The following is a 26,963-nucleotide window of genomic DNA, read 5'->3' as shown; positions in this document are numbered from 1 at the left end:
CCTCTGAATGTGCCCAATAGTTGAATAGCTCTAAGCGTAGAGGCATTGCCGCATCCAGCACCTGGCCCCTTCTCCACAAACGGTTTGGAAGTCCGGAAAATGTTGACTGGGATCGCAGCGATCGGCGCCCTGACTGCGTCACGGGCAACGCGACGATCACATTTCCAAGCGCCGGGAGGGGACAATGGCGGATAGGAAGCTGAAAATACTAGGGGTGCACGGACTTGGCGACCAAAGGGCATCAGCGTGGGCGCAGATATGGACCGACGCTCTGGAAACCGCTTTTCCCAAAGTGCCCGGCCTATCGATTAGACCCGAATTCATGACCTATGACGACATATTCGAGAAGACGGAAATCAGCTTTGCAGAAAGCGTTTCGGCCATCTGGAAGCTTGCAAAGAGCGGCGCTACCGAAACGTTCAGACGAGAACGCGGCATCGTCTCGGATATCTCCGACAGGATCAAATGGACGGCAGGATATGTGGTTGCCTGGGTGGAGGACGAGACTTTCAAAAGAAAGACGCGCAAGCGCGTCTACGACGCAATTCTGGATCACAAGCCGGATGTCATTCTCGCCCACAGCCTCGGCTCTCTGATTACATATAACGCGTTCGCTCACAGCGATGCGAAATCCCAAGAGTTGGCCGACATCCTCAGCCGCGCACACTATGTCACGTTCGGCTCGCAAATCGGCAATCCATTCGTCATTCGCAACCTGACCAATGGCCGAATCCAGCCCCTTGACGTGGAATTCTGGTACCACCTCTACAACGTTCACGACGACGTCTTCACGGCACCGATAAGGCTCCCGGACGCGCGTAACTTCAGCCAGACCGACACGCCTTTCGATGATGAAGGTGTCGCAGATCACTCGGCGGTTGGTTACCTGACAAACCCGGCGACAATTTCAAACGTGTGGCGGTCCATCGCCGCTGAAACGACGAACGCGAGGGTCTTCGCACCTTCGGTGGTGGCCCAGACCCGTTCCGTAGAGGGCAAGGATCGCAAGCGTCAGAAAGCACTGCTCGTCGGCATAAACGACTATCCGGATCCTGCGAACCGGCTCGAAGGCTGCATCAACGACGTCTTCATGATGAGCTCCGTTCTCCAGGATTGCGGCGTGCCACCCGAAGCCATCCGCACATGTCTCGACAAGCGCGCGACAGCCGAGGGTATCAAGTCGCGCCTGCAGTGGCTGTTGGATGATCCAAAGCCGGGTGACGAATTGATATTCTACTACAGCGGTCACGGAGCCAGGGTTCCAGAATACGGCAACAATTTCGAACCTGACCACTATGTCGAGACGCTCGTGCCCTGGGACTTCAACTGGTCCCCGGAGACCTACGTCGCCGACGATCAGATATACGAGCTCTACAGCCAGCTGCCCTATGACACCCGGTTGATCATGATATTCGATTGCTGCCATTCGGGTGGTATTCATCGCGATGGCGGCGCACGGCCCCGCGGGATCACGCCACCGGACGACATCAGGCACCGGGAACTGAAATGGGATAGCAAAACCCAAATGTGGGTGAGCCGCGACTTCCAAAGGATTGTCGATGAATTCAGTCCCAAAAAAGACGTCGAAGCAACGTATTTCGGGAATTCTGGCGCAAGCGAGAGGATCGGTCGTGCGTCCATGCTGCGAGGTACTTCGTCACGGGAATACAACCGCCTCAAAAAGCAAGACCCGGCGCTCGCGGCAGGCCCGTATCTTCCCCTTATCATAGAGGCATGCGGCGAGGACCAACTGTCGTACGAATACAGACACGGCGCCACAAGCTATGGTGCGTTCACCTACAGTCTTGCCAGCATCTTGCGAAGCGCAGGCAAGGTTACCTTCGAAGACCTTGTCGACAAGACACGCGGCCGGCTGGAAGACCTGCAATATAACCAGAAGCCGCAGATCCTGGGACCGACCGCGGTCCTTCAGTCCGAGGTGCCATGGAGAGCCGCGTAATGGCAGCGGACCAAATGGGACTTGTTCGGGGATCGTTTGTGCAAGCCCTGACGATCAAAGACATCCTCACCGCCTCGGTTATCGGGGCTTTCGTTTCGACGTTCGGCACACTGATTGCGCTCTACCTTAAAGATGTGCTCGCCGTCCGCTCATTCGAACGGTGGAAAGCGCGTCAGACCCTGATCGGAATATACAGGCGATACCGCATGCCGATCTTCATTGCCGCGGAGGAACTTTCAGGGGGTCTCCATAGCATCGCCAAATCGGAAACTCCGGCCAGGGGCTATAGCGTTCAACTCCTGAAAACCCAGACGAAACGCGACCCCACTGCCCTGGCCGGCGAACATTACAAGCAATACCGGTTCGTCAGCCATGTCTATCGTCTCTGCAGCTTTCTGGCGTGGGTGGAGATGTATCGCCGCGATATTGGCACCCTCGACGTCGACGCCCTCGACCGCAATCATCGCCTAGAGTCTTGTCTGGAAAACGTCCGCAGTGCGATCGCGGACGGATGGGTAAACTCGCACCCCGATATCGATGCCTGGCGTGACTGTCTGATATTTCGAGAAGAGCTGAGAGCAATCGGCTCTAAAATGACCGAGGGCCAAAAGGATCTGACCATTCTCGACTTCGGATCATTCTCCGAAATCCTGCAATCCGACCCAAATGGAGACGGCCAGGCCCGATGGTTTTATCAGGCTGCGCTTTTCTGATGACCTCCAGCCGAACAAAGATTTCAGAGTTCTGCGTATGCGGCTGTTGGTCGTGATGCTGACCGACCTAATGGAAGTCCTTGAGCCTGGACGCCTGCCGCGCGCTTACATCGAGACCGCGCTCGAATGGTTTGACGATATCGACAGCGCGACCGGCGGAAAACAGTGGCGGCGCGTAGGAGACAAGGACGAAGTGAAAGAAAGACTGCGCATTGCAAACCACACGCGATAGACGCCTGAGGATTTCGCGCAGCTGCGCATTGCCCTCCATGGTCGTCGGCATGGAGGAAACTGACTCTCATTGAGCGCCAGAAGGGCTTCCTCGCTACTGTCCCTCATCTCGATCTCATCGAAGAGCCGCTTTCTGGATGTCGAAGGGCGAGATGTTCGACCTGACATTGGCGCGCGCCAGGAGTTTTCCGAAGTCGGCCCGCAGAAGCGCGGACTGTTCAGGGTCGAGCCGCGCGGTCGCCGCGAGATTCTGCATCTTGATAGCGAGCGTGCGCGACTTGGCATCCGTTTCGGGTGAACTGGATATTTTCAGGAGCTCCAGTGTCTCGGCGTGAGCGGCATCGAGCGGATGTCTCGTGACCTTCAACTCGAGCGGTGGTGCCTGGAAGGGCGTAGTCCTGAGCCGCCGCCGTGTAGCGAAGCACCATAAGGCAGGGCGAGATGAAGAGCGCCCACAACGCCTTGGCGCGACCGCGCGCTGCCGTCCATTCCACCGTGATGTCCCCCACCCAGTAATATAAAAACCCTGCCGCACCTCGAAATCGATCTCCATCCCATTCGATACCGAAAATCAAAATACATCAATTTCATTGTGTGATTTTTGTATAATTGTGCGATTAGAAATCTCTATGCGGAGAGTAACGTGTTCGGTGTCGGTGGATAGGTTACATGATTACACTTCATAAATATGATGTAAATCGATGTTTTGACTGACGGTTTGGCTGCTTTTCAATGATCTGCGCTACCAAGACTGCGCATTATTCACCCACGGTACGCTTGACTCGCGCACAGTTTGTGAAATCATGATGGCGCAACCATTTCGCTGGGAGGGATCGTGCGGCGCCTTGGGATCGTTCTCGCATCCGCTTTTTCGCTCGCATCCGGCCAGGCCTTCGCCTGGTGGGACATGGGCCACAAGGAAATCGCCGCGTTGGCCTATGGCAAACTTACCCCTGCGGTGCACGCAAAGGTCGATGGTTTGATAAAGCACCATCTTGCCTATCCTCTCTGGATCAAGGGCATGGAGGGACTGCCGGCCGACGAGGTCGCGCAGGCCGCCTTCGTCAATGCCGCGGTCTGGGCCGACGACATCAAGGCGGAGCTCAGCTGCAGGACGCTCGGAGCGCCGGGCTGCTATCAGGGCGGGAGCGATGACCCGGTTGGCAGCCCTCAGGCCAGCAGAAACCTCGGCACCGTCGATCACCTGATCCACGACTACTGGCATTACTTTGACATTCCCTTTTCGCAGGATGGAACGCAGACCAAGGGTTCACCGGCGGTGAACGCCCTCTCGCAAATCAAGGTACTGCCAGCCGCGCTATCGGATCCAAAATCCTCCGAGGACCTCAAATCCTTCGATCTCGTCTGGTTGCTGCATCTGCTCGGCGACGCGCATCAACCCCTGCACGCAACGCAGCGCTTTTCCAAGGACCTGCCGGACGGAGACAGGGGCGGAAACGGCGAGCTCGTCGACATCGGGCTTGCCGACGATCCGAGCCAGCATGCCGTATGGGACGGCATGCTCGGCGACAGCGGGCCGGCTTCAGCCGCAATAGCCGCAGCTGCCACGCTACCACCAGCCGACCCCACCGCGGCCGAGACCTCGGATCCGCAAAGATGGTTTGAAGAAGGCTTCGAGATTGCGAAGAAGGACGTCTATGCATCCGAGATCGGTCCCGGAAAGGGACCGTACCGGCTTTCCGCCGGCTATCTCGCGAACGCGAGAACCGTCGCGCAGGCGCGTGCGGCGGTCCCTGGGGCGAGGCTGGCAAACCTGATCAACGGCGCGCTGAAGTGGATTGTTGAAGGTCTGATACCACCAACAAGCTCTGGCACTATTTGAAGGAGGTGGAGGTGGTCAACCCACTCGACCGGATGCGCAAACTCAACAGTCGTCTGCGTTGCGTGGCAAACGGCGACTCCAGCGTTAACGCCGTTCGCGCGCAGCAGAACGGCGCGGTGCGGTTGAAACCCGCTGCGCAAAAACTTGCCGTCCCGGATCTCGCCAATCTGACGGCCGGCGACAGCGTGAAGGCATCGAAGCATATCATAGACAGGATTTCGCGCGGCCCAAAGCAGGTTGAGCTGGCAAAGGACGTCGAGGTGAACGTCTTCGTTCTCCTCAACCGGGAAAGTGCGAAGACGCCGGCCATGGTCACGCGCCGAAATGGACGCGTTGGCACCGCCACGATCCGCGTGTCGGACCTGCACAAGCTGGATTCGGACCCTGTCGTACAGGCAATCGAACTCGCCGAGACGCTCTCCGCGCCGAACCCTCATGTGGCCCGCAACAAAGGCCAGGAGCCATCGGCGCATCGTTTCCAGCAGTTCAACGAAGGCTCCCTCACCGTCGGCGGACACGATCAAAAAATCGACAATATCGGCGAGAACGTCTTGATCGGCATCATCGATGTCGGCGGCATCGATTTCGCGCACGAGGACTTCCTGGACGAAGCGGGCAATTCGCGCGTCATAGCGATATGGGATCAGGGCGGCGATGCTTTCGATCCACCCGACCTTCCCGTCTCCGAGGACAGGGCCGGAAAGACAAAGGGGCGAGGGTCCGAACTGACTGCCGGACACATTGCATTCGCGTTGAAGGAGGCAAAGGCGGCGAGGGTCTCTCCCTACGATCTGGCGCCGCAGTCCCAGCAAATTCGTGGCTCCCATGCCACCCATGTCGCCAGCATCGCGGCAGGTCGGTCGGGACTTTGCAAGAAAGCGAAGATTGCGGCGGTGCTGATATCGCTTCCCGACGAGGACCAGGATCGCAGCAAGTCGTTTTACGACACGACCTGCATTGTCGATGCCATGTCTTACCTCTTCGCGCTGGCCGAGGCCAGGCCGGATATCGAAGCGATATCGATCAACATCAGTCTCGGCACGAACGGCGGCCCGCACGATGCCTCTGGCTTCCTGTCGCGCTGGATCGACGTGTCGATGACCGAACCCGGGCGGTCGATTTGCGTTGCTGCGGGAAATGCCGGACAGGAGGCGCCTGAATATGAAGGCGACACCGGTTTCTGGTCGGGTCGCGTGCACTCGAGCGGCCACATCCCATCGGCTGCTTTGCGACGTGACCTGGAATGGCTGGTCGTCGGCGACGGTGTGGAGGACATTTCCGAAAACGAGCTGGAGATCTGGTACAGTGCTCAGGACGAATTCGACGTCGAGCTGCTTTCGCCGACAGGAATGCGCATCGGTCCCGTTTCGCCCGGCCAGAGGGTCGAAAACCTTCTGCTTGCCGATTGCACTGTCGTGTCGATCTACAATGTGCTTACCGATCCCAAAAACGGTGATAACCGAATCTCGATCTATCTAAGCCCATACATGGCCGATCCGATCGTTGGAATTACGGCCGGCGCCTGGAAAATACGTCTTACAGGTAAAGTCGTGCGAAACGGACGCTACAATGCCTGGATCGAACGTGACGACCCGGTTCGAGGACGCATTCGGGCGCAATGGCGGCTACCGTCCTTTTTCGGGCCCGCCACGTTCGTCGACCATTCGACACTGAGCTCGCTTGCTTGCGGCCCGCGCGTGATCGGCGTGGCAAATCTCGACGAAACGCGCGAGAGGATCAATGTCTCCTCGAGCCAGGGGCCGACCCGCGACGGCAGGATGAAGCCGGAGATTGCCGCTCCAGGGACAAAAATCGTTGCCGCCTGCGGCTTCGATCCGGATAACAAATGGATCGAGATGACGGGCACCAGCATGGCAAGCCCCTACGTCGCCGGGGTTGCCGGGCTAATGCTGTCGCTGAACCCGGAGCTCACCGCCGCCCAGATCGGCGGGATCATCCAGCGGACGTCCCAGCCTCTGCCGGGATCGGGCTACGAATGGAACAACGGCTCAGGTTTTGGCGTCGTCGATCTTACCGCCTGCCTTCGGGAGGTCCTCCGCATGATCCAGCCCGTCGACGACCTCACCGATCGACTTCAACAACAGATGAAAGGCGCTCGCTGATGCGTATCGAGGTATTTCCGGCGGCCAGCGGCGACTGCCTGCTGATCACATCGAGCGACGACAAGCGAATGCTGGCGGATGCAGGGCTTCCGGACGCTTACGATACGTTTATCGCCGCACCGCTTGCCGCCCTGCGCCATGCCAGCAAAGCCATTGACGTCGTCTATGTATCGCATATCGACCGCGACCATATCGGCGGTGTCTTGCGGCTGCTGGACGACGAGGTGAAATGGCGGGTATTCGACCATATGCAGAGCAACGGCATGCCGTTCAAACAACCCGCAGCCCCGCGACCGCCGGAGGTTCGCGCGATCTGGCACAACGCATTTCTCGAGGATATCGCTCGCAGCGAAGACATCAAGCTCGATGGGGCGCTTGCCGCAAGCGCCAATGCGCTTGCGGGCCTCAACGCGGCGGGACTCGGCACATCCGAGGCGGCCAGAGCCGCCGAACGTGCCGAGATGCTGGCCCTGAGTGTCGGCGACGCGATCGAAGTCAACTGGCGGGTCGGTGACGACCAGCTCGGCATTCCCTTGAACCCGGACGTCAATGGCGCAATGATGGTGGCGCGTCCTAAGGATCCGATCGCGCTCGGCTCCATGCAAATTACGGTCCTCGGCCCGACAAAGGTCGAACTCAAAGAGCTTCGTAAGCAGTGGATTGCATGGCTGAAGGGCAACGAGACATATCTGCGAAAACTGCGCGAGAGCCACCGCAAGGACATCGACGATCTGCGCAACGGGCTGTCGCCGACCGAGCTTGCTCGACGGATCCAACAGAATACGAAAGGGATCGAAGGGGACGTTACGCCCCCCAACCTGGCGTCTCTCGTGCTGCTCGTTGAAGGCGATGGTCGGCGGATCCTGATGACGGGAGACGCCGGCGATGAGAGCCTTATGAAATACCTCACGGCAGCCAACCTTATCGGCGACGACAAACGGCTCGACGTCGATGTCCTGAAGGTGCCCCATCATGGAGCGCACAACAGCTATTCTACGGTGTTCGTCGAGAAGATCCGTGCCCGCCACTACATCTATTGCGGCGATGGCGAACACCATAATCCCGAGCCCGAGGTCGTGAAAGGATATATCCGGGCCGTGGAGGCCGCGCCGCTGGCAGGCGGTGAAAGCACGACCTTCTGGTTCAATTGCTCCACGGCACGATGCGAGCCGAAGCATTCGAAGCTCTGGCAGACGATTGAAGGCTTCTTCCAGGGTGGCGGTGTTGCTTCGACCACGAAAGCCCGCTTTCTGGCCAGAAATGCGGATCGGCATGTCGTCGACATAAGCTAGAGCAGATCCTGTTTAATCCGGTTCATATCCGGCTGCGCTAAAGTAGTTTGCGCATTCGGCCGCTGTGAAGAGGTGTAGGATTGATCCGACCGTGTCCCATAGCGCGCTGACGGTTCGCTCCGCTTTGGCACGCAGCAGCGCCTTGAGCTTGGCAAAGGCGTTCTCGATCGGGTTAAAATCGGGACTATAGGGCGGAAGGTAGAGAAGGCTTGCGCCTGCTGCCTCGATCGCATCGCGTACACCGCCACCCTTGTGTGCAGGCAAGTTATCCATGATAACGACGTCCCCTCGCGACAACGTCGGGACCAAAACCTGTTCAACATAGGCCAGGAACACGGTGCTGTTCATGGCGCCGTCGTACACAAAAGGGGCAGTCATTCCCGTCAGTCGCAGTGCGCCGGTGAAGGTAGTGGTCTTCCAGTGGCCATGCGGCACCCCGGCCCGGCAACGCTGGCCTCGTGGAGCACGGCCGCGCAGTCTGGCCATCTTGGTCGACAAGCCGGTCTCATCAATAAAAACGAGCTTCGTTGGCTCCAGATCGGGCTGCCCGTCGAACCAGTCCTGGCGTCGTTTCAGGATGTCGGGCCGCTCCTGCTCCAATGCATGAGCGGACTTTTTTTGAATGTCCAGCCTCGCCCCTGCAACCAGGCGCCGAGCGCGCTGCGGCTGATCTGCACAGATTGCTCGATGGCAAGCCGCTCCACCATCTCGTTCAGCGTGATGTCTTTGCGCTCCTCGATCAGCCCAACGATAAAGGCCTCGTTCGCATCCAGGCTGGAGGCGCGGCGACGACCCTGCGGCCGCGGCGCCAACTCGCCAATCTTGGCCCGCGCAATCCAGCGGATTGCGCTCGACACGCCTACTCCGAAACGGGCCGCCGCCTGCCGTGCCGACATGCCCTCGTCCGAAGCTTTTAGAACCCGCAACCGAAGATCATCACTGAGCGCTCTGGCCATCGAACCACCTCCATCAATGGAGGGATTTGAATCAGCCAAACATGTCGCTGTCACATCACGATTGATTCATCGATCTCAGGACGTGCCCTAGCCGCCGGCGCAGCGCGCCAGGTCGATGTAGTTTGTCTTTCTACTGACGACGCGCCGCCGACGGGGTGTCACAACGGTCTAATCGTTGCACAGGAAGAGTTGACTTGATTGCCGGTCTGACGTGCTCGACCAAGCTGTTCATGGACGAGACCCGTGCCCCGGTGCTTGATCCCGGCTCCTGCAAACCAAACCGGATACTTCACCGCCGCGTATCATCCGGACGATCCGTCGCCTCTACCCCGGAGTCTCCGGTGTCGTTCGGGTTGATGCCGGTAGAACAAGAGCGGGCTCGCTGTTTGCTCAGAAGATTTTCCGTCAATGGGGCAATTTATATGACGGCTACGGCTGCGATTGGTTCCATCATGCTTCAACGAACTGGCACGCATCCCGCATAGGTGCAGTCAGACTGGAGGTAGCACTCTAGTCGTGAACCATCCGGCATTACCCGAATTTGCACCGCAGGCTTGCCACATCTTGCAACACGGCCTACCATCGTATCGTCGCTATCTTCAGTCTCCAGAATGACAGCATTGCTATTGACCAAAGCTTCAGCTGCATTGGAGAGTTTGGTGTATAGTTCGGTAGCATCGGACTGCCCAGCCTCGGCTTTTGACGCTCCGCTATCTTGGTCGTCGCTACGCTTCTGTCTGGTTTTCACTCCTTTAGATTTTCGCGGTTTCGTTGTCACAGATTCCTCCTATCGAAATAGCGCTGTCCGAAAGCCGCTTGCCACGCCGCTCGCAATTTGAGACGTAGTATGAGATTGTTCAGCTATGGCAATCAGTGATTGCCCGTTTTGAGCACCGTCCAGTGGGCCGAAGGTCACGAGCAAATCATGGGTTCGGTGTCGATTCGTCGAAAACAGGTCCCCTGCGGGATTGATGCTGGCACGCTCGAGCGTCCATGCGAGATTGAGATTTGCAGCTGAGACAACCTCGAACGTGACCTGATGTGAAAGAACGTTCTGCTTGCCTTCGGATGGCCCTGGGGCTTGTCCCAACGCTGTGGCGTTTATGCGCGAGTTCAGCACACTGCCAATTTTCAGATCGCTCACGATGAGAAGGGACCCCAGTGAGGGGTCTCGCTTGAACTCGCATCGTTCGCCCGATCGCAAGTACAAATCACGGATCGTATAGAAAAAGTTCATCTTTTCGATGCGGGTAGCTTCCGCAGAACCACCGATTCCACCTGCCAGGGTGAAAATATTGGCCGAGCTCGCGGGAGGCGTCCAACTGAAATCGGGCGCAATGTTCGTCTTTTCAGACACCGTTAAAGTTAGCGCGACCTCTGCACCCCAATTGTTGAGGAATTCTGAGGACGGAGCCGTCTTGTTCTCCTCCGCCGACCTGATATCGGCGTCGACAGTCGCGGTCACCGCGTTACGCAGTTCGCACCGAATCGCGCGCACAATGCCCTGAACCATCGCTTCGCTTTGAGCATCGGTCGCATTGTTCGGCCAGTCTCTCAGGTCAGGGACGAAGGTTCCACATCCGCTCAACGAGAGGATAGACAGATGCACGAATAAATACTTTCCAAGGTTCATCGCCCCCTCGCAGCAACAAGTCGACGGCCTCAGCGACGAACGCCGAGTCAATATTGACGTATGCAAAGAAATTCCCCAGGCAAAAGACTACCATACAAATATAAATTGAAAAGGGAAGATCTGTATACTTTTGCGGCATCGTATGTACAGACGCTCTTTCGCAACATTTGCCTGTCGGTCGCCTATGTTGAAGTGGTGATCGTTTACTGAGGCCGCGTGCATCTCGCGTTAAACCATTGTCATTGCACTACCCACAACAGCGAATTCTTCAATGAATCGACTAAATTGGTGTTGAGTCGACCACCACACAGCATGATGGCGGAGCGGTAGCGCAGGCTTTGCTCGACCTCGCATTCTACAGCTTCGAGAAATCAGCAAATAGGATTTCCCGCGTGAATGGCCGCGAAGTCCTTGTGCATCCAGGGACTGTCACGGGCCGTTATCTGCTCCAGGCCTGAGCATAGAAAGATGTAGATCGGCCCAGCAATAGGGCGTGTAGACCAGCCCGAAGAGATTTCCCTCCTTTAGATAGTCGAGCCTCAGCGCCCGGAGTGCGGTTTCGACAGTATTGCCCGGCAGGAGGAGATGTGTGAAAAACGTCTCCGCAAACTCCATCGCAAGCTTCTGATGGACCTTGATTTCAGTGCCGATGACGCCGGCTGCCTGCAACCGTCCGATAAACACGTCCACATAGGACATGAGGGTTTCGGGATAAATCCCGACCGAACTACAGGCATTGATGAAGACAAGTGGATGTGTCTTTTGCCACATCATTGCACCCTGTTGAAACATCCAAAACCAAGCCCAGCTATTCAGGTCATTGGCCGTTATGAGTTGCCCCCGTTCGATACCGAGATGGACGTCGGGATCGGACGGGTTCGTCCGCTCCCCGTGACAATAAAAATAGAGGATCGGCATGTCCTGCCAGAGGGTGGTCTCCAGGGAGGCTTTCGACTTCTGGATCGAAACGGTCGCACCTGGCAAACGCGCCGAGATGATCTTGGTCAGGGAAGCAAGATGAGCTGACAGGGACGCCAAATCGACGTCATATAGCGTCTGAACCGCCATAATCTTGCAATCCTCGTAGACGTCGATCGCCGTTTGCGGGTGCTCGGTCGACACAAGCTGCTCTATTGCGTAGCGCATGCCCCAGAACCCAAAGGGACACAGCACATCCTTCCCATGTGGACCGTGTGGGCATTGTCTGACGTCCCCGCTCACAAGGTCGGAGCGGCCATCCCAGTTGGAAACGACTTCGCAGACGATCGGCGTCTTGCCGGTCAGGGGAATGTCATAGACCAGCGACCAGGGCGCGACGAACTCGGCAGAATTGGCTCGCGCGACGTGGATGACGCCATCAAACTTACGGTTCAAGAGCGGCATCAGGGTCTTAAAATGTTGGGCTGGCAATTGATTGAACAGTTTCGCGCCGAGCGGTGCGATCTCCTTCAAGTCCCGTTCGAGATCCGCCTTCGAGCGCCTGCGGGCGGTTGCCGCGCGGTTCTCTAAGGCGCCGCGCAATTCCCATATCGTCTTGCTCAAGCCCTTGCCGTCAATGTTGAAGACTGCAGTCGTGGCGTCGCTGCCGTCCCGTCCCGAGATGATAAGCTGATTGAAACCCTCCTTGCGCATCGATGTCAGCATACTCAGGCGGTCACGCTCGGGGACCTCAGGAACTTTTGGCGGCATGTCGCCGCCGAGAGAAAATTCGACGTCGACGGTGATCTCACCTCTGCCACCAGCGACTTCGGAAGCCTTGGTCAGCAGAAAGGATTGGATAATCGCACCCCGGAACTTGAAGACGATGTGGCAATAGCCTTTTCCGGCGATCGACGCTTTCGCGCGAAAATCGATCGACTGCTTGCCGTTGAGGGTTGCTGGTCCGCCATCGCCCGGCAGGAAGAGCATTCCGACAGCACTTTGTGCGAAGGACTCCCCATCTGTCGCAACTTCGAATTCAGCGCTGGTGACGACGATATCGATAAACGAGTCTTTCGGAATGGTCTCTTCCGGAAATTCCTGCGGATTGCGGACAAGAGAGGTCAGGGACAGGCTTGAAATAGCGAGCCGCATGACAAAAAGGCGGTCTGGACCAATCTCACCTGCCGAGCGAATATTGGCGCCGGCGGAATTGAGGACTTCGACATTGACGAAGCGTTTCAGCGGGCCTCCATCGACTACGATGTTTTCGGAGCCGGCACCGGTTATTATCACCTTTGGGATCCGGCTTCCCAACTTCTCCCCAATATCCTTGTCGTCCGTCGGCTTCTGCATTGCCTGATCGTCGCGTGGGTCCGAAGCCGGTCCAGCTGGATAGAGCGGCGGCGTGCGATCAAGTTTCGCCTTGCGTTTCTCCGTCGGCCGCGGCGAGCGATCGGGTTCGGGGCGCGGCAACGCCATATCTCTACCATGGCGAAAAGCGTCCTCTCCCGTGGAGGGAGGCCGCGGTCGACGCGTCCCCCGGGACGCGTCCCGCGGACGACCACGGACCCCGCCTTCATCATCGTCGTCAAGACTTTTCACGTCGCGTCCGATCAGGATCTCGGCGTCCCGCCTTCGGACAAAAAATCGAATAATAGCAAAGACAAGAACCAAAAGGCCGAGGGCTGCGACAACAGCCCACACTCTCCAGTCGCTGTACCACATCGCCGAGGACCTCCAGGCGTTAGAACATCAATCGCCGCCGCCGAGCCAGTCGCTGCTGCTCAGGAAAAAGGTTCCGACGATAAGGTAGCCGAAGAATCCCAAAAGCAGACCGATGCTATAAAAAGAGAACATATCGCCGGAAAAAAGAGCCGTGACCGCGCCACCACCAATTGCTCCAAGTACAGCCGCGATATCGGACAGATTAACTGCCTGCTTCTGACGCCGGATTGTCCGGTACGTCACCCATCCGACGACAATTCCGAAGCATATTGCGCCAATTGCATTGACATACACCACGCTATCCCCTCCAACCCAATTTACGAGAGTGTGCGCGCAAATATGCAACCTGTTCAGCGGGTCTACTTTATGGAGAGTATATTAGAAGGCACCACCGAGAATCAGCGCGCTGGTCTCGTTTTGCTCCTCCGCTCACTGTCTGAGGCTAATCGCGCTACCGGAAGGAGGCAACCGTGACTGCGAGATCTTGTGACCGAGGGGTGCGATACTGTCGATCTAGCCGACGCTGTTCGGCGAGACGTCATTGATCCGTTGCTGGAGGCGCATCGACAGCCGTGGCCAGCGCGTGGTGCATGTCTTCAAAACCGAGCCGGAAGCAGTGGACCTCTTCCTAAAACTTCTGCGTATCAAGCGCGGCCGCATTTACCGATCGAGAACCGCCTGATTGGCATCAGAGCCACACCCCGGAGCAATCGATCTCGTTCAATCGCAATCCGTTCGCGTCGATGCGAGCCGTTCACGGGGCAAGGCATTCCTCGCAGATGCCACAGCCATCATGGTCCATGAACGAGCAGGATCGGCCGCAACGGAGACAGGCCATCGCACCATCACCGAAGCACTCGTCGCGTTCGGGAGGAAGGGTTTCGATTTCGTGGGTGGCAATGCAGATCGTCGTCCATCTCGACGCTCCAGATCGAGGCTATAATCGAAATAGTGAGCTTCCAACGGCGGAGAAGAAGGACGTCCAACGCGGCGGCTTGGAATGTGGATAAATGTCGATATGGGCTCGCCCGAACATTGCTGGGACGCATTCGGTCGGCCGATCATCTGGGGATTACATCAGGGAGTTCACTTACCATGAGCGGCGAACCTTCGAACTTGGAGGCTGCTGCGTGCGACTGCACGACCGCGCTTGGCTTGCTCGACCGTGCGATCGCACCGGACCGCTACGCACGCTTCAAGCGCCTTGAAGCTGTGGTCGCCTTTAAACGCGGACAGTGGCAAACAGCCCTTTCAGGTTTTGATGCCTCGTTCTTGACCTTTTCCGCCATGGTGGGTCAGGGGCTCGATACGACCGAGCTCCGACGAATTGCTCGCGAGACGCAGGGCGTTGGGGAAATGGCGGCCGCCTGCGCAATCCGGCTGGGCGACCTCGAAGGCGCACTGGAGCGCCTCGAATTCGGCAAGGCGCAGGAATTGTCGCGTGCGCTGGCACTCTGGGATCGGCAGGTATCGGGATATTTGCGGGCGATGCGCGCAAGGAACGACGGCAGCACGCCGATCGTGGCGGGATAGACGGTACCGATCGCAATCTTGCGGGTTGTCTTGCCGGCAACCGACCGGGCGATCTCGGTCGACAGGTCGACTTCGCTGAGGATCCTGACCGATCGCTCGTAAAAGGCCGCCCCTGCCCTGGTCAGTTCCACCCGGCGTGTCGTGCGGAGGAACAGCTGCACGCCGAGTTCCTTCTCGAGCGCCATCACCTGGTTCGACAGGGCCGGCTGGGCGATATGCACCTTTGCCGCCGCCCTGCCGAAATGCAGCTCCTCGGCCACCGCAACGAAGTAGGATAGCTGGCGTAATTCCATGACCGTTCTCCCTGCCACCCCTGATTGATACCCTATTTTGGGGTATCCGAAAACTGGGTTTATTGGAGTTGCCGGTTTTTTCTTCAACTGGCGGTCAAACTTGTCTTCCTTTCACGCGATTGTTTATGGCCGGATGATTGACGGCCTCATTGCAGCTCGAAAAGCCGCGAACGTTACGCAAGCTGAGCTAGGCGAGCGGATAGGCCAACGCCAAACATTCGTCTCAAAATTTGAGTTGGGCGAACGGCGCCTCGACGCAGCGGAGTTTGTGAAGGTCAGTAGAGCGATCGGAGCCGATCCGTACTCCATCATGAAATCAGCGGAGTCTGATTAGCAATATTGGCCGCCTTGAAGGGATACGAACGATCAACGCTTAGCTCAGAGCTCCTAAACTGTTGTTATGTAGACAATTTTCGTCGCCTTCCCGTTTAGGGCCTATCTTCGTTGCTTTTCATTCGAAACCTCGGATTTGATGTTCCGGAACCTTCGAATCTGACATAGTATGCAAGCAACTTGGAGCTGTACCATACGATGCGTTTCTCGAGAATCAGTTTCAATTCCAGAAGTCTTAGCCTCTCCCGCTGTAAGCAGCTTGCGTAGGCGAAATATGCCTCCAACGCTGATGGACTATCGAGACAACACCGCGTGCCGATCGACCAGAGCGTCTTCGCGGATTCCGGGCTATTGGGACGCAGGAGCTATCATGAAACAGCTACGTGTTTTCTTGCCGTTTGCCTTAACTTCTGGTTAGAGGACGACGCGTCCTCCCATGGCGGCCGACCGTTTGACGGCCTCAATAACTTTCAATGTCTCCAAGCCTTCGCGACCGCTGACTAAAGGAGCTTCCTTGCCCTGAATGACGAGGCAGAACTGACGGATCTGCATGACAAGCGGGTCCTTGTTTTCGAATGGGGCTCTGTCGCGCTCAAATGCCGCGGTCCAGCTTCGCTTTTCGGCACTGCTCCATATTTCCAGCGACGGCACGGCCAGAGACCCGTGTGTTCCGCCGATCATGTAGCAAGTCTCTTCGGTTTTCGGGTAAGCGGGATTTTCTCCCGTGGTCATCTCCCAACTCCACGGCGCGACAACGGAATCGGACACGGAAGCAGTACCGAGAACACCACTTTTGAACTCGATGAGGATGACCGCGGTTTCCTCAACGGCGTTGCTTCGCACTGCGTTGGATTCACGGGCCTGTACGGCGTTTATATCGCCGCAAAGGAAACGGAGGTTGTCGATGTCGTGAATTAGATTGAGGAAGACCGGCCCCGCTCCAAGCTCTCGCCGCCAGGGGATGTCAAAGTACTCGTTCGGCTTGAACAGCCAGAACATCGCATTCACGATCAGGATCCGACCGAGCGTCCCGCTGTCGATGATCTCCTTCGCTTTCTGCATCATCGGATTATGCCGGCGGTGATGTCCCGTCAGCAGCGCCACGCCTTTGGCCTCAGCCATTTGCACAAGCTTCTCGCCGGCAGCGATGTCGTCCGCGATCGGTTTTTCGATCAGCGCTGGTACGCCCGCCTCCACGGCTTCCAACCCATTTTGGACATGCACCTGGTTAGGCGTCGCGATGATGACTCCGTCGGGGCGCTCGGAAATCATCATGTCGGCAAAACTGGGGAACCATCTGACACCAGCCTCACTAGCGATCGCTTGGCCGACTGGCGTGGGATCCACAACTGCCGTCAGCTCTGCGGCCGGCTCTTCCATCACGTGCTTGATATGACGCTTGCCGATTAGCCCCGCCCCAAGGACCGCTAGCTTGACCCGGTTCGCCATCGCTATCAGTCCTTCCTCTCAAGCTTGAGCATGGTCGCAACTCTGCGGATGCCGAGTTGATAGCCTTCGGTGCCGAGACCTGCGATGACGCCGTCGGCCCGGTGGGACACGAAGGAGTGGTGGCGAAAACTCTCGCGCTTGTGGACGTTGGAGATATGGATCTCGATCACGGGGCCTTCAAAGGTATTCAGTGCGTCGAGGATAGCGAGCGACGTGTGAGTGAACGCAGCCGGGTTGATGACGATGCCAGCGCCGTCCTCGCGCGCTTCGTGGATCCAGTCGATGATCTCGTATTCGCGGTTGCTTTGATGGAAACGGATCTCGTGCCCCAGCTCCGACGCCAACTTGCGGCAGTCCGCCTCGACGTCAACCAATGTCTCGTGCCCATAGATATGTGGCTGGCGCTTGCCGAGGAGATTTAGGTTTGGTCCGTTGAGAACGTAGATGAGGCTCATTACATTTGTCCTTGTTCGGCGCTGCCCGGATCAGGCGAACGCTATTTCCTGAAATGCGAAGTCTGGGTCGGATTCGTAGAGATCTGCGCGAAGCCCGAGCCGACCGGTTTCCAGTGCGGAAGCCGCGACGTCACGCGCAGCTTCGAGCACCGATTTCAGCAGCTCTCGTTTGACCTCCGGAGGACGGCCTGGGGCCATGCGTACAATTATCTGCACAAAGTGATTGTCGGGATGCTCGTCGCCGACGCAGGAGACGGTGGCTTCTCTAGCGAACGTGCGGACCACGGTTGGCTTGACCATCCCTCCGTCGCGGACTCGGCGATGAACCGCGCGGGTCAACTCGTCGATGGCGATGCGTTGCGCGGCGCCTCGGCTGTAGTCGATGATAATATGCGGCATGGAGTAGTCCCCTGATCAGGCTGCCACTCGGCACAGCTCGTCGAAATGGCGCGACATTCGTTCCGTATCAGGCGACCGGCCTGTGAAAAGCTCGAAGGCTGCGGCCGCTTGAAATACGGTCATTCCTCCGCCTGGGAGCGTTCGGCAGCCCTTCTGCTTTGCCAACGCAAGGAGCTCGGTCACCAAAGGCATATAGACGATATCCGCCACCCAATGATGATGCTGTATCCAATCGGGATCTATCGGAAGCCCCGGATGGCTTCGCATACCAGTCGGCGTGGCGTGGATCAGGCCATCTGCGGTGGCGAGCGCAGCACCGACGTCTCTGACCGGCTTCGCGACCTCTCCTGAAAATCTCTCGTTGAGCTGATCGGCGAGAGTGGAGGCGCGGCGCTCGTCCTGATCAAAGATCGAGAGCTTTTCTATGCCGACTTTCACGGCAGCGTGCGCGACGGCCACCCCAGCACCACCAGCGCCAAGCAGAACGGCATGAGCCTTCGCGACGCCGGGCAAGCCGCGCTCGAAATTCTTGTAGAAGCCATACCAGTCGGTGTTGTGTCCGATCCGCTCGCCGTTCTGAAGCACGACCGTGTTTACGGCTCCAAGCATCTCAGCATCTTCGGACAGGCGCGTCAGGTGAGCTAACACGGTCTGTTTGCACGGGTGGGTGACGTTGGTTCCCGCAAAGCCGCGGCTTTCCAGTTCGTTCAGAAGATCTGGCAGCGCGGAAGGAGGCAATCCGCGCGCTGCCAGGTCCACTAGCTCGTACTCGTAATCAAGTCCCAGGTGGCGCCCTTCCGTTTCATGGAGCGCCGGCGACTTTGACATCTGGATGTCGGCGCCGATTAAGCCGACCAGGAATTTGGTGTTGTCCATGTCTCTGCTCGATCAGTGATGCGCAAGGATATCGCCGAGAAATGCCTTCGTCCGGTCATGCTTGGGGTTCTTGAAGAAGATTTCGGGCTCCGCCTCCTCGACGATCTCTCCGGAAGCCATAAAGATGACCCTGTCGGCAACTTGCCGGGCGAAGCCCATCTCATGGGTCACGCAGATCATCGTCATGCCGTCTCTTGCGAGGCCGATCATGGTGTCGAGAACCTCTTTGACCATTTCGGGATCCAAGGCGGATGTGGGCTCGTCGAAAAGCATCGCTTTCGGCTCCATGCACAGGGCGCGCGCGATGGCGACGCGCTGCTGCTGCCCGCCGCTGAGTTGTGCTGGATACTTTTCCGCCTGATCGAGGATGCGAACGCGGTCGAGATACTTTCGCGCCAACTTCTCTGCGTCGGCACGGCTTGCGCCCCGCACTCTCATGGGTGCAAGCGCGCAGTTTTGCAGGACGGTCATGTGCGGGAACAGATTGAAGTTCTGGAAAACCATTCCGACTTCACGTCGAATGGCGTCGACCGCCTTGGTGGTGCCGTCCAGCAATTGACCTTCCACCACGATATTGCCGTCCTGAATCAATTCAAGAGCGTTGATGCAACGGATCAAGGTAGACTTGCCGGAACCGGACGGTCCGCAAAGGACGATCTTCTCTCCCTTGCGAACCGATAGATTGATGTTCTTCAGGGCGTGGAAGGAACCGTACCATTTCTCCACTTTATCAAGGGATATCAAGGTCGAATGATCGTTGGGGGAATTGAGCACGGCGCCCTCCATTTATGCTTTACTTGACCGTAAACGGGATGTTGGGGATGGATTCAGGGAACGTGGGAAGATCGATTGCCATCCACTTCTTGGTGATGGCCGCGAGTTCGCCGTTGCCCTTGATCTTGTCGAGGAACGCGTTGACGGTCTCGTTCCAGTCCTTCTCGCCGAGTCGCGTTCCCACGCCGTTGTAAGTCGTCAGGAAGTCGATCTTTCGTTCATAGGTGCCGGCGCTGGCTGCATCCAGCCTCTGCCCGTAGAACTGATTGCCACCAACCGCCTTTGCCTGTCCGGAGATCAGGGCCTGGATAGTGGCCGCGTCATCGTCGAAGCGGCGAATGGTGGCCGTCGATCCGACCGCGTCGGTTACGGCCTTGTCCTGCGAACTGGACTTCGGCACGCCGATTTCCCAACCAGCCACGTCGGCCGTCGATTTCACGGCGTCGGCTTTGGCGGCATAAAGTGAAATCGTGTTGGCCGCATAAGGTTTGCTGTACTGGATCGACTTGGCGCGCTCTTCCGTCATCGCCATCGTGGCGAAGAGAATATCGACCTTGCCGGTCGTCAGCGCCGGAATACGGTTCGCTACCGCGAGCGGCTGGAACCGGACTTTCACGCCGAGTTCCTTGGCGAACAGCGTCGCCACGTCGGCGTCAAAGCCGTCCTGTTTGCCGCTCGAGTTCACAAAGCCCCAAGGCGCGTTGTCGCCTTGGATGCCCACGACGAGCGTTCCCTTCGACTTAATCTCCTCGACAGATGCCGCGGTGGCTGCCGCAGCGCCAACGGTGGCGAAGGTAGCGGTCGCCAGCGCTAGACCGAGAAATTTCCTGCGATTGGTATTCATTGCACTTTCCTCCTCTTGTGCTGTTTGCTTCTCCCGAAGCAGGCTTAGCGGGCGGCTTTTGCCATCCGTTTCTCGAGGCCGCTCCCGACATGGGAGAGAGGCCAGCAAATCATGAAGTAGATTATTCCGACGATCCCGAAGACGAGCAGCGGGCGGTAGGTCTGGTTCGATATGATCTGGCCAGCGCGGGTCAGCTCGATGAAGCCCACGATCGCCGCAAGCGACGTCCCCTTAATGAGCTGCACAAGAAAGCCAATGGTCGCAGGCATTGAGATCTTCAAAGCCTGTGGCAGAACCACGTCCCTCATTCTGGAGACGTAATGCAGGCCAAGAGCGTTCGCGGCTTCGGTCTGCCCTTTGGGAACGGCTTCAATCGAGCCTCGCCATATCTCGCCGAGGAAGGCGCTCGCGTGGAGAGTGAAGGCGATCGCGACTGCGACCCAGGCGTTGACGTCGATGCCAAGCAAGGCAACGCCGTAGTAGACGACAAAGAGCTGCATCAGGAGCGGCGTGCCCTGGAAGAGCGCGATATAGCCAGATGATGCAAGCCGGGCGAACTGATGCTTCGACGTGCGCACAAGTGCGATCAAAATGCCGAACACGCCTCCGCCAATGAAACCGATGATCGCCAGCAATACGGTCCATTTCAGACCCTGCAGGAGGAAGAACAGCTCGTTTTCGCCGATGGGACCCATGAGCGCCTCCTATCGAGTCGGATAGTTGAAGTAGGAACGGGATATCAGAGCGAAGATTCCCATCATTAAGCTTGAGATGACCAGGTAGATTGCGGTCACCGTGAAGTAGACTTCGAAGCTTCGGAACGTATCTGACTCGATGCGTTGCGCCGCGGATGTCAGCTCATATGCGGCGATCGAGGTGCACACCGAAGTGGTCAAGGTCAGCATCACGAACTGGCTCGTCAGAGACGGGTAAATCGCTCGCAGTGACGGCTTGAGAACGATGAGGCGGAAGACGTCAGCCTTGTGCAGCCCGAGCGCGAAACCAGCTTCGATCTGTCCCTTGCTGATGCTCTCAACGCCCCCGCGGATGATCTCGATGGCATAGGCGCCTCCGTTGATCCCCAGCGCGATGACAGCCGTGGTCGTCGGGTTCAGGCGGATGCCCATAAGCGGAAGGGCGAAGTAGATAAAGAAGATCTGCACTAGGAACGGCGTGTTGCGGACGACTTCGACGAACGCGATGACCGGAGCGCGAACCCACGCGATCTTCGACGTTCTCACTGCAACGCCCAGGATTCCGATCACGAGAGCGAGCAGCATCCCGGCGAAGGCGAGACCCAACGTTCCAAGCGAACCCCAAAACAATTCCGGGGCGCGGTCGAAGACCGCACCAAAATCAAACGTGTAACCCATGTGTTGGCTTCCTCCACTCGGCGCGGCTTTCGCCTCGCCGGCGCCGGGATCACTGATCCGGCTTAAATATTCGTACGGCCCCTTCGAACAGGCGCTTCAAATGCTCCTCCGCGTCCGCCGAGCCTGAAAGAGGTACTTCGACTGAGACCGATGCGGCCCCGTCGGCGATGGCGACCAAATCGCCTAAGGGCAATTCCCCCTCGCCGGGAGCAAGACGTTTGCCTCGTGCCTCCGCGATCATGGCCTCGGCCGTGCCCGGAGCGGGTCCGGCGACGTCGCACAACTGGACGTGCTTGACCCTGTCGATCTCGGCGCGCAGCGACGTCAACGTTCCGCCGTTCCTGAAGAAATGCACTCCGTCGACGAGTGCGCCGGCATTGGGCGCACCGCTCGATTTCAGGAGATTGACGCTGTCAGCGAACGTTCTGACCGTCCGCCAACCCATGTTCTCGATATCGACCGCCAATCCGTAGCCGCTTGCAAGGCCGCAGAATTCGCTGAAGTTCGACTGCAGCCTGCTCTGCTCCGGATCGTCGCCGCACACGCTTAGTCGCTTGGCCCCGATGTTGGCGGCCGCAGCCATTACGGGTTCCAGAGACGAGGCGTTGAACGAGGGGGCGATGACAAAGAACTCGATATCGAAGACCTCGAGCGCCTCGCCGCGCAGTACGGCTTTCAATTCGTCCGCTGCGTGGCCGCCGACAGGCAGCTCGTAGTACGGCGCTCCAGGAAAAGCCGGATTCAGTCGCAGTCCAATTCTGGAAAAGCCTGCCCGCGCTGCGGCCTTCGCAAAATCGCTCGGCGTCAGGAAGATGGCGGAGAAGTGCGCTACGCCAATTTGTTGCTCTGATTTTGATCCAGGCGCCGCCATCACGCGATCCCTTTCGTCGCGAGATGATTTCGAAGATTCGTCCCAGTGCGGTGGATGTGCTGTCGCAGTTTCTCGCTGGCGTATTCGATATCCCGCGCAACCGCCCCTTGCGCAATCTCGCTGTGCTCCTGCCCGACGTTCCGGTCGCCGGAAGTCCTGATGAGGAAAACCCGGCGGTATCGATCATTCAGGTTCAGCAAGAGACCGCAGAAATGCAACAGAAGCGGTTTGCCGCAACCGGAAATGAGTGTGAGATGGAATTCCCGGTGAAGAGCCTCCCATTGCTCGAGCGTCTCAGGCCGTGAGGCATCTCGATCCGTGCGGTTCAGGCGATGGAGCGAGCGCATTATATTGCTCTCCCACTCGACATCACCGAGACGCATGGATTCCCGCAGGGCGAAGACTTCGAGCTCTTCGCGGAGCGTCGTGATTTCTTCCAGATTCGCCAGCGAGATCGGAGCTACGCGATAGCCGCGGTTGTCCTGAAACTCCACCAGGCCATCGGAGATGAGGCGGGCAAGTCCCTCCCTCAGAGGGCTTAAGCTGACGTTGAACGTGCGGCGCGCCTTGTCGAGATTGATCTTGCTGCCCGCCTCCAGCTCGCCAGAGATGATCGCCTCGCGGAGACGCGATGCCAACTGGCTTCCGATAGTGTTCTTGCCATCATCGGAAAAGCCCGCGGACGCTGTCTCCTCGTCTGTCATTGGCGCAGAGGCGCTGTCGTCGGTCGAGCTCATCCCTACTCCCTGGCGATTTTGATCAACTGTCGATGATCGATATGATAAACGATTATTTATGTCAACGAAAAATGCAGATGAACCCGTTTTCGTTAGTCGTGGCCCGTTGTTTCGCTGATTTAATCTAGTAAATTCAATATATTAACTTGATATTAGACTGATTTTTTCCGCGCTGACAGAAAAAGTCGTCGTAGCATTCATTGACAGATAATCGATTATTTTTAATAGTCGCCATCATTGGGAGGTAGCCCTATGGCCATAAAAACCGAAAGCGAGCTGACGCCTGCTGTCCTCGCGGCGATGAACAAAACCGAGGATCCACGTCTGCGAGAGATCCTCATCGCGATGGTGAAGCATCTCCATGCATTCGTGCGGGAGGTGAGATTGTCCGAAGTCGAGTTCCGCGAAGCTACGGCGATACTAAACGAGATCGGACAACTGCAGACGGACAGCCACAACGAGTTTGTTCTCATGGCCGGATCTCTCGGCGTATCTTCGCTGGTTTGCCTTTTGAACAATGGCGACAGCGGCCAGACAGAGACCTCGCAGTCTCTTCTCGGCCCGTTCTGGCGCCTGAACTCTCCCCGTGTCGAAAACGGCGGCACGATCATCCGCTCCGACACGCCAGGCACGCCACTCTATGTCCGCGCCAAAGTGGTAGACCGGGACGGCCGGCCGATCGCGGGTGCCGAGGTCGACGTCTGGCATGCTTCTCCTGTTGGACTCTATGAAAATCAGGATCCCGATCAGGCTGAGATGAACCTTCGGGGCAAGTTTACGACGGATGCCGACGGCCGCTTCTGGTTCAATACCGTGAAGATGGTCGGATACCCGATCCCGGTCGACGGCGTCGTCGGCCGACTGCTTAAGGCGCAGGGACGTCACCCGTACCGACCAGCGCATCTTCACGCCCTGATCTTCAAGCAGGGTTACAAGACGCTGATTTCCCAGGTCTTCGATCCAAGCGATCCGAACATCGATTCCGACGTCCAGTTTGGAGTGACCGCAGCCCTGACCGGCGACTTCGTGCGCCATGACGAACCGCATCCGTCCGAGCCGGACGTCGACGGCCCCTGGTTCTCGCTCGACTACACCTACGTCATGGAGCCAGGCGAAGCCGTGCTGCCGCGTCCACCAATTAAATAACCAACGACAGAGCCGAACACATGATCACAGAACAGGAACGTCAAGAGGCGGCCAACGCCCTTCTGAAGGCAGAAACCGACCGCAAGCCAATCGTTCAACCGAGCAAGACCTACCCCGGTCTGGGGCTTGAAGATGCCTACAACATTCAAGCGCTGTGGGCGGAAGCTCGGACTGCGAAGGGTGCTCGGGTCGTAGGCCATAAGATCGGCCTTACGTCGCGCGCGATGCAGATGGCATCCAAGATGACCGAGCCCGACTATGGTGTTATCCTCGATGACGCCCTTTACAACGACGGAGCACAGATCAAGGCGGACATTTTTATCAAGCCCCGCCTCGAAGTCGAGCTCGCCTTTGTGATGGGCGAGGATCTCGAGGGACCCGGTACGCGGATCTACGACGTGATGAGGGCAACTGAATTCGTAGTCCCGGCTCTGGAGATCATCGACTATCGCACCGAGGTTCCGAGGGCAATCACCGATACGATCGCTGATAATGCCGCTTTTGGGGCGATCGTCGTAGGGGGCCGCATCATTCGTCCAATGGACATCGATATTCGCTGGGTGGGCGCGACGCTCTCGAAGAACGGCATTATCGAGGAATCCGGTGTTTCTGCAGCGATCATGGGCCATCCGGCAGCCGGGATCGCGTGGTTGGTAAACAAGCTCCATAGGGTGGGCGGCGGTTTGAAAAAGGGGCAAATCGTGCTGGCCGGCTCTTTCACCCGCCCTGTGGACATCGCCCAGGGCGACGTGATCCAGGCCGACTACGGCCCCGTCGGCTCGATCGGCGTCTCATTCGTGTGAGGATCTAATGGAACTCCCCGTCAACAGGTTCAAGCGAAAACTCCGGGGCGGTCAAAGTCAGATCGGGCTGTGGTGCGGCCTTCCGGGCAGCTATGCAGCGGAAATCGTCGCACCGTCCGGTTTCGACTGGCTGCTTTTCGATACCGAGCACTCTCCCAGCGACGTCCTCACTGTGCTTCCACAGTTGCAGGCGGTCGCGCCGTACGACGTCGCCCCCGTGGTGCGCCCGGCTTCCAACGACCCTGTGTTGATCAAGCGCTTTCTCGATATCGGCGTCCAGACGCTTCTCATTCCATATGTGCAGAATGAACAGGAGGCAAAGGCGGCAGTGGCCGCCGCGCGTTACGCACCGCGGGGCATTCGCGGCGTATCCGCCCTCACCCGGGCCACCCGTTTCGGGCGCGTGCCGAACTATGCACAGACCGCCGAACAGGAAATCTGCCTCTTGCTGCAGATCGAGACACGAGAGGCGCTTGATCAGCTTGAAGTCATATCGGGGGTCGACGGAGTCGACGGGATCTTCATCGGTCCGGCGGACCTCGCAGCCAGCCTCGGTTATCCCGGCCAACCGGGACATCCTGAGGTAGTCTCGGCAATCGAGAATGCGATCGAGCGCTTGAAAGCCGTCGGCAAGCCGTCGGGCATCTTGACGGCTGACGAAACGTTTGCGGCTCGCTGCATTGCACAGGGAACGCTGTTTACGGCGGTTGGCGTCGACGTTGCCCTCCTTGCCAGAGGATCGGAAGCACTTGCGTCCAGGTTTTCGCGCTAGGGAGACATAGCATGTTCACCTTGGATGAGGTCCGGTCGGAGATAGCGCCGGCTGGAACTATTAGGGCCGCCGTCAACATGTCGAACGCAGCGTTGATTCGCTGGGACGAAAACGCCGGCGCCTTGGTAGGCCCGAGCGCGGAAATTGCCGGTAGGATCGCCCATGAACTTAATCGGGGGCTTTCCCTGATACGATACGGATCGGCCGCGGATATTCTTTCCGCTGCTGATGGCGGCGAGTGGGACATCGCCTTCATCGCGTCTGACCCATCAAGAACCGATCGCTTCAGCTTCTCGCCTCCCTACATCTCGGTCGAGGCCACCTACCTGGTTCCAGTGGCCTCACCCTACCGGACGGCGGACGAGCTGGATTCCAACGGAATTCGCATCGCTTCCGCACGTAGCGCCGCCTATACGAAGCAGCTTGAACGAATCCTCAAGCGAGCAACGGTGCTACATGTTGACAGCCCTGCGGCGGCGCTCGACTTTCTCGCCGACCGAGAATGCGACGCGGCGGCTGGACTGACCGAATTCCTCTTCAACGCCTCGGAGCGGATGGAAGGCTTCCGGGTGGTCGATGGAGTGTTTTCGCGAATTCCTCAGACGATCGCGGTGCACAAACGGGCCGCTAACGCCTCGCTCTTCTTCGCGGACTTCGTGCGGCGGCTCGGTGGCGCGGATGTCGGGGGAGAAAAAGGTGGCGTCGAAGGATGAGCTCCCTGAAGCCTGCCGTAGTCCAAGCCGCCCTCACGGTGCAAAGATCGACGAGGAGTTGCTCGCAGATTTGGTGTTGTAGCCATGGATGAACACGCCTCCTTCCAGCGGTTTTCCGCACGCTCACGGGAAACCTCGTTTTCGAAGGTCGCCTATAGGTCGCCGGGTCTTCCTGTGGGATGGTGGCAAGGATTC

General features: G+C 58.1%; 27 protein-coding genes and 1 pseudogene. 11 read left to right on the top strand and 17 right to left on the bottom strand.

Annotated features, from left to right (window positions below; genetic code table 11):
• Nucleotides 1-184: 184 nt before the first annotated feature.
• The gene (locus H4W29_RS29140; RefSeq protein WP_192732248.1) at nt 185-1,960 is read left to right on the top strand and encodes a caspase family protein; all 1,776 of its coding nucleotides are present in this window, start codon (nt 185-187) and stop codon (nt 1,958-1,960) included.
• Nucleotides 1,960-2,673: a hypothetical protein gene (locus H4W29_RS29135; protein ID WP_192732247.1), complete on the top strand. Its 714-nt coding sequence runs from the start codon at nt 1,960-1,962 to the stop codon at nt 2,671-2,673. Before H4W29_RS29140 ends, H4W29_RS29135 begins: the two co-directional genes overlap by 1 nt.
• A gap of 67 nt (nt 2,674-2,740) precedes the next feature.
• On the opposite strand, the gene H4W29_RS29130 is transcribed toward H4W29_RS29135, so the two are convergent.
• Both H4W29_RS29130 and H4W29_RS29125 read right to left on the bottom strand, forming a co-directional pair.
• Nucleotides 2,741-2,956 carry a hypothetical protein gene (locus H4W29_RS29130; RefSeq protein ID WP_192732246.1) on the bottom strand — a complete coding sequence of 72 codons (216 nt, stop codon included), beginning with the start codon at nt 2,954-2,956 and terminating at the stop codon, nt 2,741-2,743.
• A gap of 63 nt (nt 2,957-3,019) precedes the next feature.
• Complete coding sequence (locus H4W29_RS29125; RefSeq protein WP_192732245.1) at nt 3,020-3,271, bottom strand: hypothetical protein; 252 nt, start codon at nt 3,269-3,271, stop codon at nt 3,020-3,022.
• 468 nt (nt 3,272-3,739) lie between these two features.
• On the opposite strand from H4W29_RS29125, the gene H4W29_RS29120 reads away from it, so the two are divergent.
• From H4W29_RS29120 to H4W29_RS29110, 3 genes are read left to right on the top strand one after another with little or no spacing between them, the layout of a single operon-like run.
• Nucleotides 3,740-4,747: a S1/P1 nuclease gene (locus tag H4W29_RS29120; RefSeq protein WP_192732244.1), complete on the top strand. Its 1,008-nt coding sequence runs from the start codon at nt 3,740-3,742 to the stop codon at nt 4,745-4,747.
• 11 nt (nt 4,748-4,758) lie between these two features.
• Complete coding sequence (locus tag H4W29_RS29115; RefSeq protein ID WP_192732243.1) at nt 4,759-6,870, top strand: S8 family serine peptidase; 2,112 nt, start codon at nt 4,759-4,761, stop codon at nt 6,868-6,870.
• Nucleotides 6,870-8,162 carry an MBL fold metallo-hydrolase gene (locus H4W29_RS29110; protein WP_192732242.1) on the top strand — a complete coding sequence of 431 codons (1,293 nt, stop codon included), beginning with the start codon at nt 6,870-6,872 and terminating at the stop codon, nt 8,160-8,162. The genes H4W29_RS29115 and H4W29_RS29110 overlap by 1 nt, the downstream gene beginning before the upstream one ends.
• Nucleotides 8,163-8,174: 12 nt before the next feature.
• Here H4W29_RS29110 and H4W29_RS29105 read toward each other — a convergent pair.
• The 4 genes from H4W29_RS29105 to H4W29_RS29090 all read right to left on the bottom strand — a co-directional run bounded on the left by H4W29_RS29105 (nt 8,175) and on the right by H4W29_RS29090 (nt 13,694).
• A protein-coding gene (locus H4W29_RS29105) for an IS630 family transposase (RefSeq protein WP_192732241.1) occupies nt 8,175-9,118 on the bottom strand; the annotation gives its coding sequence in 2 pieces (ribosomal slippage) (nt 8,175-8,782 and nt 8,782-9,118; 945 coding nt in all).
• A 787-nt stretch (nt 9,119-9,905) separates the two neighbouring features.
• A complete protein-coding gene (locus H4W29_RS29100) occupies nt 9,906-10,751 on the bottom strand; it encodes a hypothetical protein (RefSeq protein WP_192732240.1) in 846 nt (281 codons plus the stop codon).
• 429 nt (nt 10,752-11,180) lie between these two features.
• Nucleotides 11,181-13,397, bottom strand: a complete 2,217-nt coding sequence (locus tag H4W29_RS29095; RefSeq protein WP_192732239.1) for a CHAT domain-containing protein — start codon at nt 13,395-13,397, stop codon at nt 11,181-11,183.
• A 27-nt stretch (nt 13,398-13,424) separates the two neighbouring features.
• On the bottom strand, nt 13,425-13,694 hold the full coding sequence (locus tag H4W29_RS29090) for a hypothetical protein (RefSeq protein ID WP_192732238.1): 270 nt from the start codon (nt 13,692-13,694) through the stop codon (nt 13,425-13,427).
• A gap of 226 nt (nt 13,695-13,920) precedes the next feature.
• Here H4W29_RS29090 and H4W29_RS29085 point away from each other — a divergent pair, with 226 nt between their 5' ends.
• Nucleotides 13,921-14,079, top strand: a complete 159-nt coding sequence (locus tag H4W29_RS29085; protein WP_376776613.1) for a WGR domain-containing protein — start codon at nt 13,921-13,923, stop codon at nt 14,077-14,079.
• 787 nt (nt 14,080-14,866) lie between these two features.
• On the opposite strand, the pseudogene H4W29_RS34715 reads toward H4W29_RS29085, so the two are convergent.
• Nucleotides 14,867-15,223: pseudogene (locus H4W29_RS34715) on the bottom strand (LysR family transcriptional regulator); the annotation flags it as partial.
• 133 nt (nt 15,224-15,356) lie between these two features.
• Between H4W29_RS34715 and H4W29_RS29075 the strand changes: the two are divergent.
• Nucleotides 15,357-15,557 carry a helix-turn-helix domain-containing protein gene (locus tag H4W29_RS29075; RefSeq protein ID WP_192732845.1) on the top strand — a complete coding sequence of 67 codons (201 nt, stop codon included), beginning with the start codon at nt 15,357-15,359 and terminating at the stop codon, nt 15,555-15,557.
• 413 nt (nt 15,558-15,970) lie between these two features.
• Here H4W29_RS29075 and H4W29_RS29070 read toward each other — a convergent pair whose 3' ends face one another.
• Genes H4W29_RS29070 through H4W29_RS29025 form a run of 10 tightly spaced genes read right to left on the bottom strand, consistent with a single transcriptional unit; the run spans nt 15,971 to nt 23,334 of the window.
• The gene (locus H4W29_RS29070) at nt 15,971-17,005 is read right to left on the bottom strand and encodes a Gfo/Idh/MocA family protein (RefSeq protein ID WP_192732237.1); all 1,035 of its coding nucleotides are present in this window, start codon (nt 17,003-17,005) and stop codon (nt 15,971-15,973) included.
• Nucleotides 17,006-17,010: 5 nt separating this feature from the next.
• A complete protein-coding gene (gene aroQ / locus H4W29_RS29065) occupies nt 17,011-17,460 on the bottom strand; it encodes a type II 3-dehydroquinate dehydratase (protein WP_192732236.1) in 450 nt (149 codons plus the stop codon).
• 30 nt (nt 17,461-17,490) lie between these two features.
• Nucleotides 17,491-17,859 (bottom strand): 5-carboxymethyl-2-hydroxymuconate Delta-isomerase, encoded by a 369-nt coding sequence (locus H4W29_RS29060; protein ID WP_192732235.1) that lies wholly within the window; start codon nt 17,857-17,859, stop codon nt 17,491-17,493.
• 15 nt (nt 17,860-17,874) lie between these two features.
• Nucleotides 17,875-18,735 carry a shikimate dehydrogenase gene (locus tag H4W29_RS29055; protein ID WP_192732234.1) on the bottom strand — a complete coding sequence of 287 codons (861 nt, stop codon included), beginning with the start codon at nt 18,733-18,735 and terminating at the stop codon, nt 17,875-17,877.
• A 12-nt stretch (nt 18,736-18,747) separates the two neighbouring features.
• Nucleotides 18,748-19,521, bottom strand: coding sequence for an amino acid ABC transporter ATP-binding protein (locus H4W29_RS29050; protein WP_192732233.1), 774 nt, complete (start codon nt 19,519-19,521; stop codon nt 18,748-18,750).
• A 7-nt stretch (nt 19,522-19,528) separates the two neighbouring features.
• A complete protein-coding gene (locus tag H4W29_RS29045) occupies nt 19,529-20,353 on the bottom strand; it encodes a transporter substrate-binding domain-containing protein (protein WP_192732232.1) in 825 nt (274 codons plus the stop codon).
• A 44-nt stretch (nt 20,354-20,397) separates the two neighbouring features.
• Nucleotides 20,398-21,048 carry an amino acid ABC transporter permease gene (locus H4W29_RS29040; RefSeq protein WP_183726508.1) on the bottom strand — a complete coding sequence of 217 codons (651 nt, stop codon included), beginning with the start codon at nt 21,046-21,048 and terminating at the stop codon, nt 20,398-20,400.
• Nucleotides 21,049-21,057: 9 nt separating this feature from the next.
• Nucleotides 21,058-21,726, bottom strand: a complete 669-nt coding sequence (locus tag H4W29_RS29035; protein WP_192732231.1) for an amino acid ABC transporter permease — start codon at nt 21,724-21,726, stop codon at nt 21,058-21,060.
• A gap of 49 nt (nt 21,727-21,775) precedes the next feature.
• Nucleotides 21,776-22,597 carry a sugar phosphate isomerase/epimerase family protein gene (locus H4W29_RS29030; RefSeq protein ID WP_192732844.1) on the bottom strand — a complete coding sequence of 274 codons (822 nt, stop codon included), beginning with the start codon at nt 22,595-22,597 and terminating at the stop codon, nt 21,776-21,778.
• Nucleotides 22,597-23,334, bottom strand: a complete 738-nt coding sequence (locus H4W29_RS29025; protein ID WP_192732230.1) for a GntR family transcriptional regulator — start codon at nt 23,332-23,334, stop codon at nt 22,597-22,599. Before H4W29_RS29025 ends, H4W29_RS29030 begins: the two co-directional genes overlap by 1 nt.
• Before the next feature lie 252 nt (nt 23,335-23,586).
• On the opposite strand from H4W29_RS29025, the gene H4W29_RS29020 reads away from it, so the two are divergent.
• From H4W29_RS29020 to H4W29_RS29005, 4 genes are read left to right on the top strand one after another with little or no spacing between them, the layout of a single operon-like run.
• Nucleotides 23,587-24,480 (top strand): intradiol ring-cleavage dioxygenase, encoded by an 894-nt coding sequence (locus H4W29_RS29020; RefSeq protein WP_192732229.1) that lies wholly within the window; start codon nt 23,587-23,589, stop codon nt 24,478-24,480.
• Nucleotides 24,481-24,500: 20 nt separating this feature from the next.
• Nucleotides 24,501-25,283 (top strand): 2-oxo-hept-4-ene-1,7-dioate hydratase, encoded by a 783-nt coding sequence (gene hpaH, locus H4W29_RS29015; RefSeq protein WP_192732228.1) that lies wholly within the window; start codon nt 24,501-24,503, stop codon nt 25,281-25,283.
• Nucleotides 25,284-25,290: 7 nt separating this feature from the next.
• Nucleotides 25,291-26,055: a 4-hydroxy-2-oxoheptanedioate aldolase gene (gene hpaI, locus H4W29_RS29010; RefSeq protein WP_192732227.1), complete on the top strand. Its 765-nt coding sequence runs from the start codon at nt 25,291-25,293 to the stop codon at nt 26,053-26,055.
• Nucleotides 26,056-26,066: 11 nt separating this feature from the next.
• Complete coding sequence (locus tag H4W29_RS29005; RefSeq protein WP_192732226.1) at nt 26,067-26,768, top strand: transporter substrate-binding domain-containing protein; 702 nt, start codon at nt 26,067-26,069, stop codon at nt 26,766-26,768.
• Nucleotides 26,769-26,963: the final 195 nt, after the last annotated feature.

Source organism: Rhizobium viscosum (assembly GCF_014873945.1).
GTDB classification, from domain to species: Bacteria; Pseudomonadota; Alphaproteobacteria; order Rhizobiales; family Rhizobiaceae; genus Rhizobium; species Rhizobium viscosum.
The sequence above is the reverse complement of the archived record's forward strand: the minus strand, read 5'-3'. Positions and strand labels throughout refer to the sequence as shown.

Bases quoted from the DNA above. Each gene is read 5' to 3' on its own strand.
- H4W29_RS29110 (WP_192732242.1), top strand. From the start codon at position 6,870: ATGCGTATCGAGGTATTTCCGGCGGCCAGCGGCGACTGCCTGCTGATC.
- H4W29_RS29060 (WP_192732235.1), bottom strand. From the start codon at position 17,859: ATGCCGCATATTATCATCGACTACAGCCGAGGCGCCGCGCAACGCATC.
- H4W29_RS29025 (WP_192732230.1), bottom strand. From the start codon at position 23,334: ATGAGCTCGACCGACGACAGCGCCTCTGCGCCAATGACAGACGAGGAG.
- H4W29_RS29130 (WP_192732246.1), bottom strand. From the start codon at position 2,956: ATGCCGACGACCATGGAGGGCAATGCGCAGCTGCGCGAAATCCTCAGG.
- H4W29_RS29050 (WP_192732233.1), bottom strand. From the start codon at position 19,521: ATGGAGGGCGCCGTGCTCAATTCCCCCAACGATCATTCGACCTTGATA.
- H4W29_RS29095 (WP_192732239.1), bottom strand. From the start codon at position 13,397: ATGTGGTACAGCGACTGGAGAGTGTGGGCTGTTGTCGCAGCCCTCGGC.
- H4W29_RS29100 (WP_192732240.1), bottom strand. From the start codon at position 10,751: ATGAACCTTGGAAAGTATTTATTCGTGCATCTGTCTATCCTCTCGTTG.
- H4W29_RS29075 (WP_192732845.1), top strand. From the start codon at position 15,357: ATGATTGACGGCCTCATTGCAGCTCGAAAAGCCGCGAACGTTACGCAA.
- H4W29_RS29140 (WP_192732248.1), top strand. From the start codon at position 185: ATGGCGGATAGGAAGCTGAAAATACTAGGGGTGCACGGACTTGGCGAC.
- H4W29_RS29045 (WP_192732232.1), bottom strand. From the start codon at position 20,353: ATGAATACCAATCGCAGGAAATTTCTCGGTCTAGCGCTGGCGACCGCT.
- H4W29_RS29020 (WP_192732229.1), top strand. From the start codon at position 23,587: ATGGCCATAAAAACCGAAAGCGAGCTGACGCCTGCTGTCCTCGCGGCG.
- aroQ (WP_192732236.1), bottom strand. From the start codon at position 17,460: ATGAGCCTCATCTACGTTCTCAACGGACCAAACCTAAATCTCCTCGGC.
- hpaI (WP_192732227.1), top strand. From the start codon at position 25,291: ATGGAACTCCCCGTCAACAGGTTCAAGCGAAAACTCCGGGGCGGTCAA.
- hpaH (WP_192732228.1), top strand. From the start codon at position 24,501: ATGATCACAGAACAGGAACGTCAAGAGGCGGCCAACGCCCTTCTGAAG.
- H4W29_RS29040 (WP_183726508.1), bottom strand. From the start codon at position 21,048: ATGGGTCCCATCGGCGAAAACGAGCTGTTCTTCCTCCTGCAGGGTCTG.
- H4W29_RS29030 (WP_192732844.1), bottom strand. From the start codon at position 22,597: ATGGCGGCGCCTGGATCAAAATCAGAGCAACAAATTGGCGTAGCGCAC.
- H4W29_RS29070 (WP_192732237.1), bottom strand. From the start codon at position 17,005: ATGGCGAACCGGGTCAAGCTAGCGGTCCTTGGGGCGGGGCTAATCGGC.
- H4W29_RS29055 (WP_192732234.1), bottom strand. From the start codon at position 18,735: ATGGACAACACCAAATTCCTGGTCGGCTTAATCGGCGCCGACATCCAG.
- H4W29_RS29035 (WP_192732231.1), bottom strand. From the start codon at position 21,726: ATGGGTTACACGTTTGATTTTGGTGCGGTCTTCGACCGCGCCCCGGAA.
- H4W29_RS29005 (WP_192732226.1), top strand. From the start codon at position 26,067: ATGTTCACCTTGGATGAGGTCCGGTCGGAGATAGCGCCGGCTGGAACT.
- H4W29_RS29135 (WP_192732247.1), top strand. From the start codon at position 1,960: ATGGCAGCGGACCAAATGGGACTTGTTCGGGGATCGTTTGTGCAAGCC.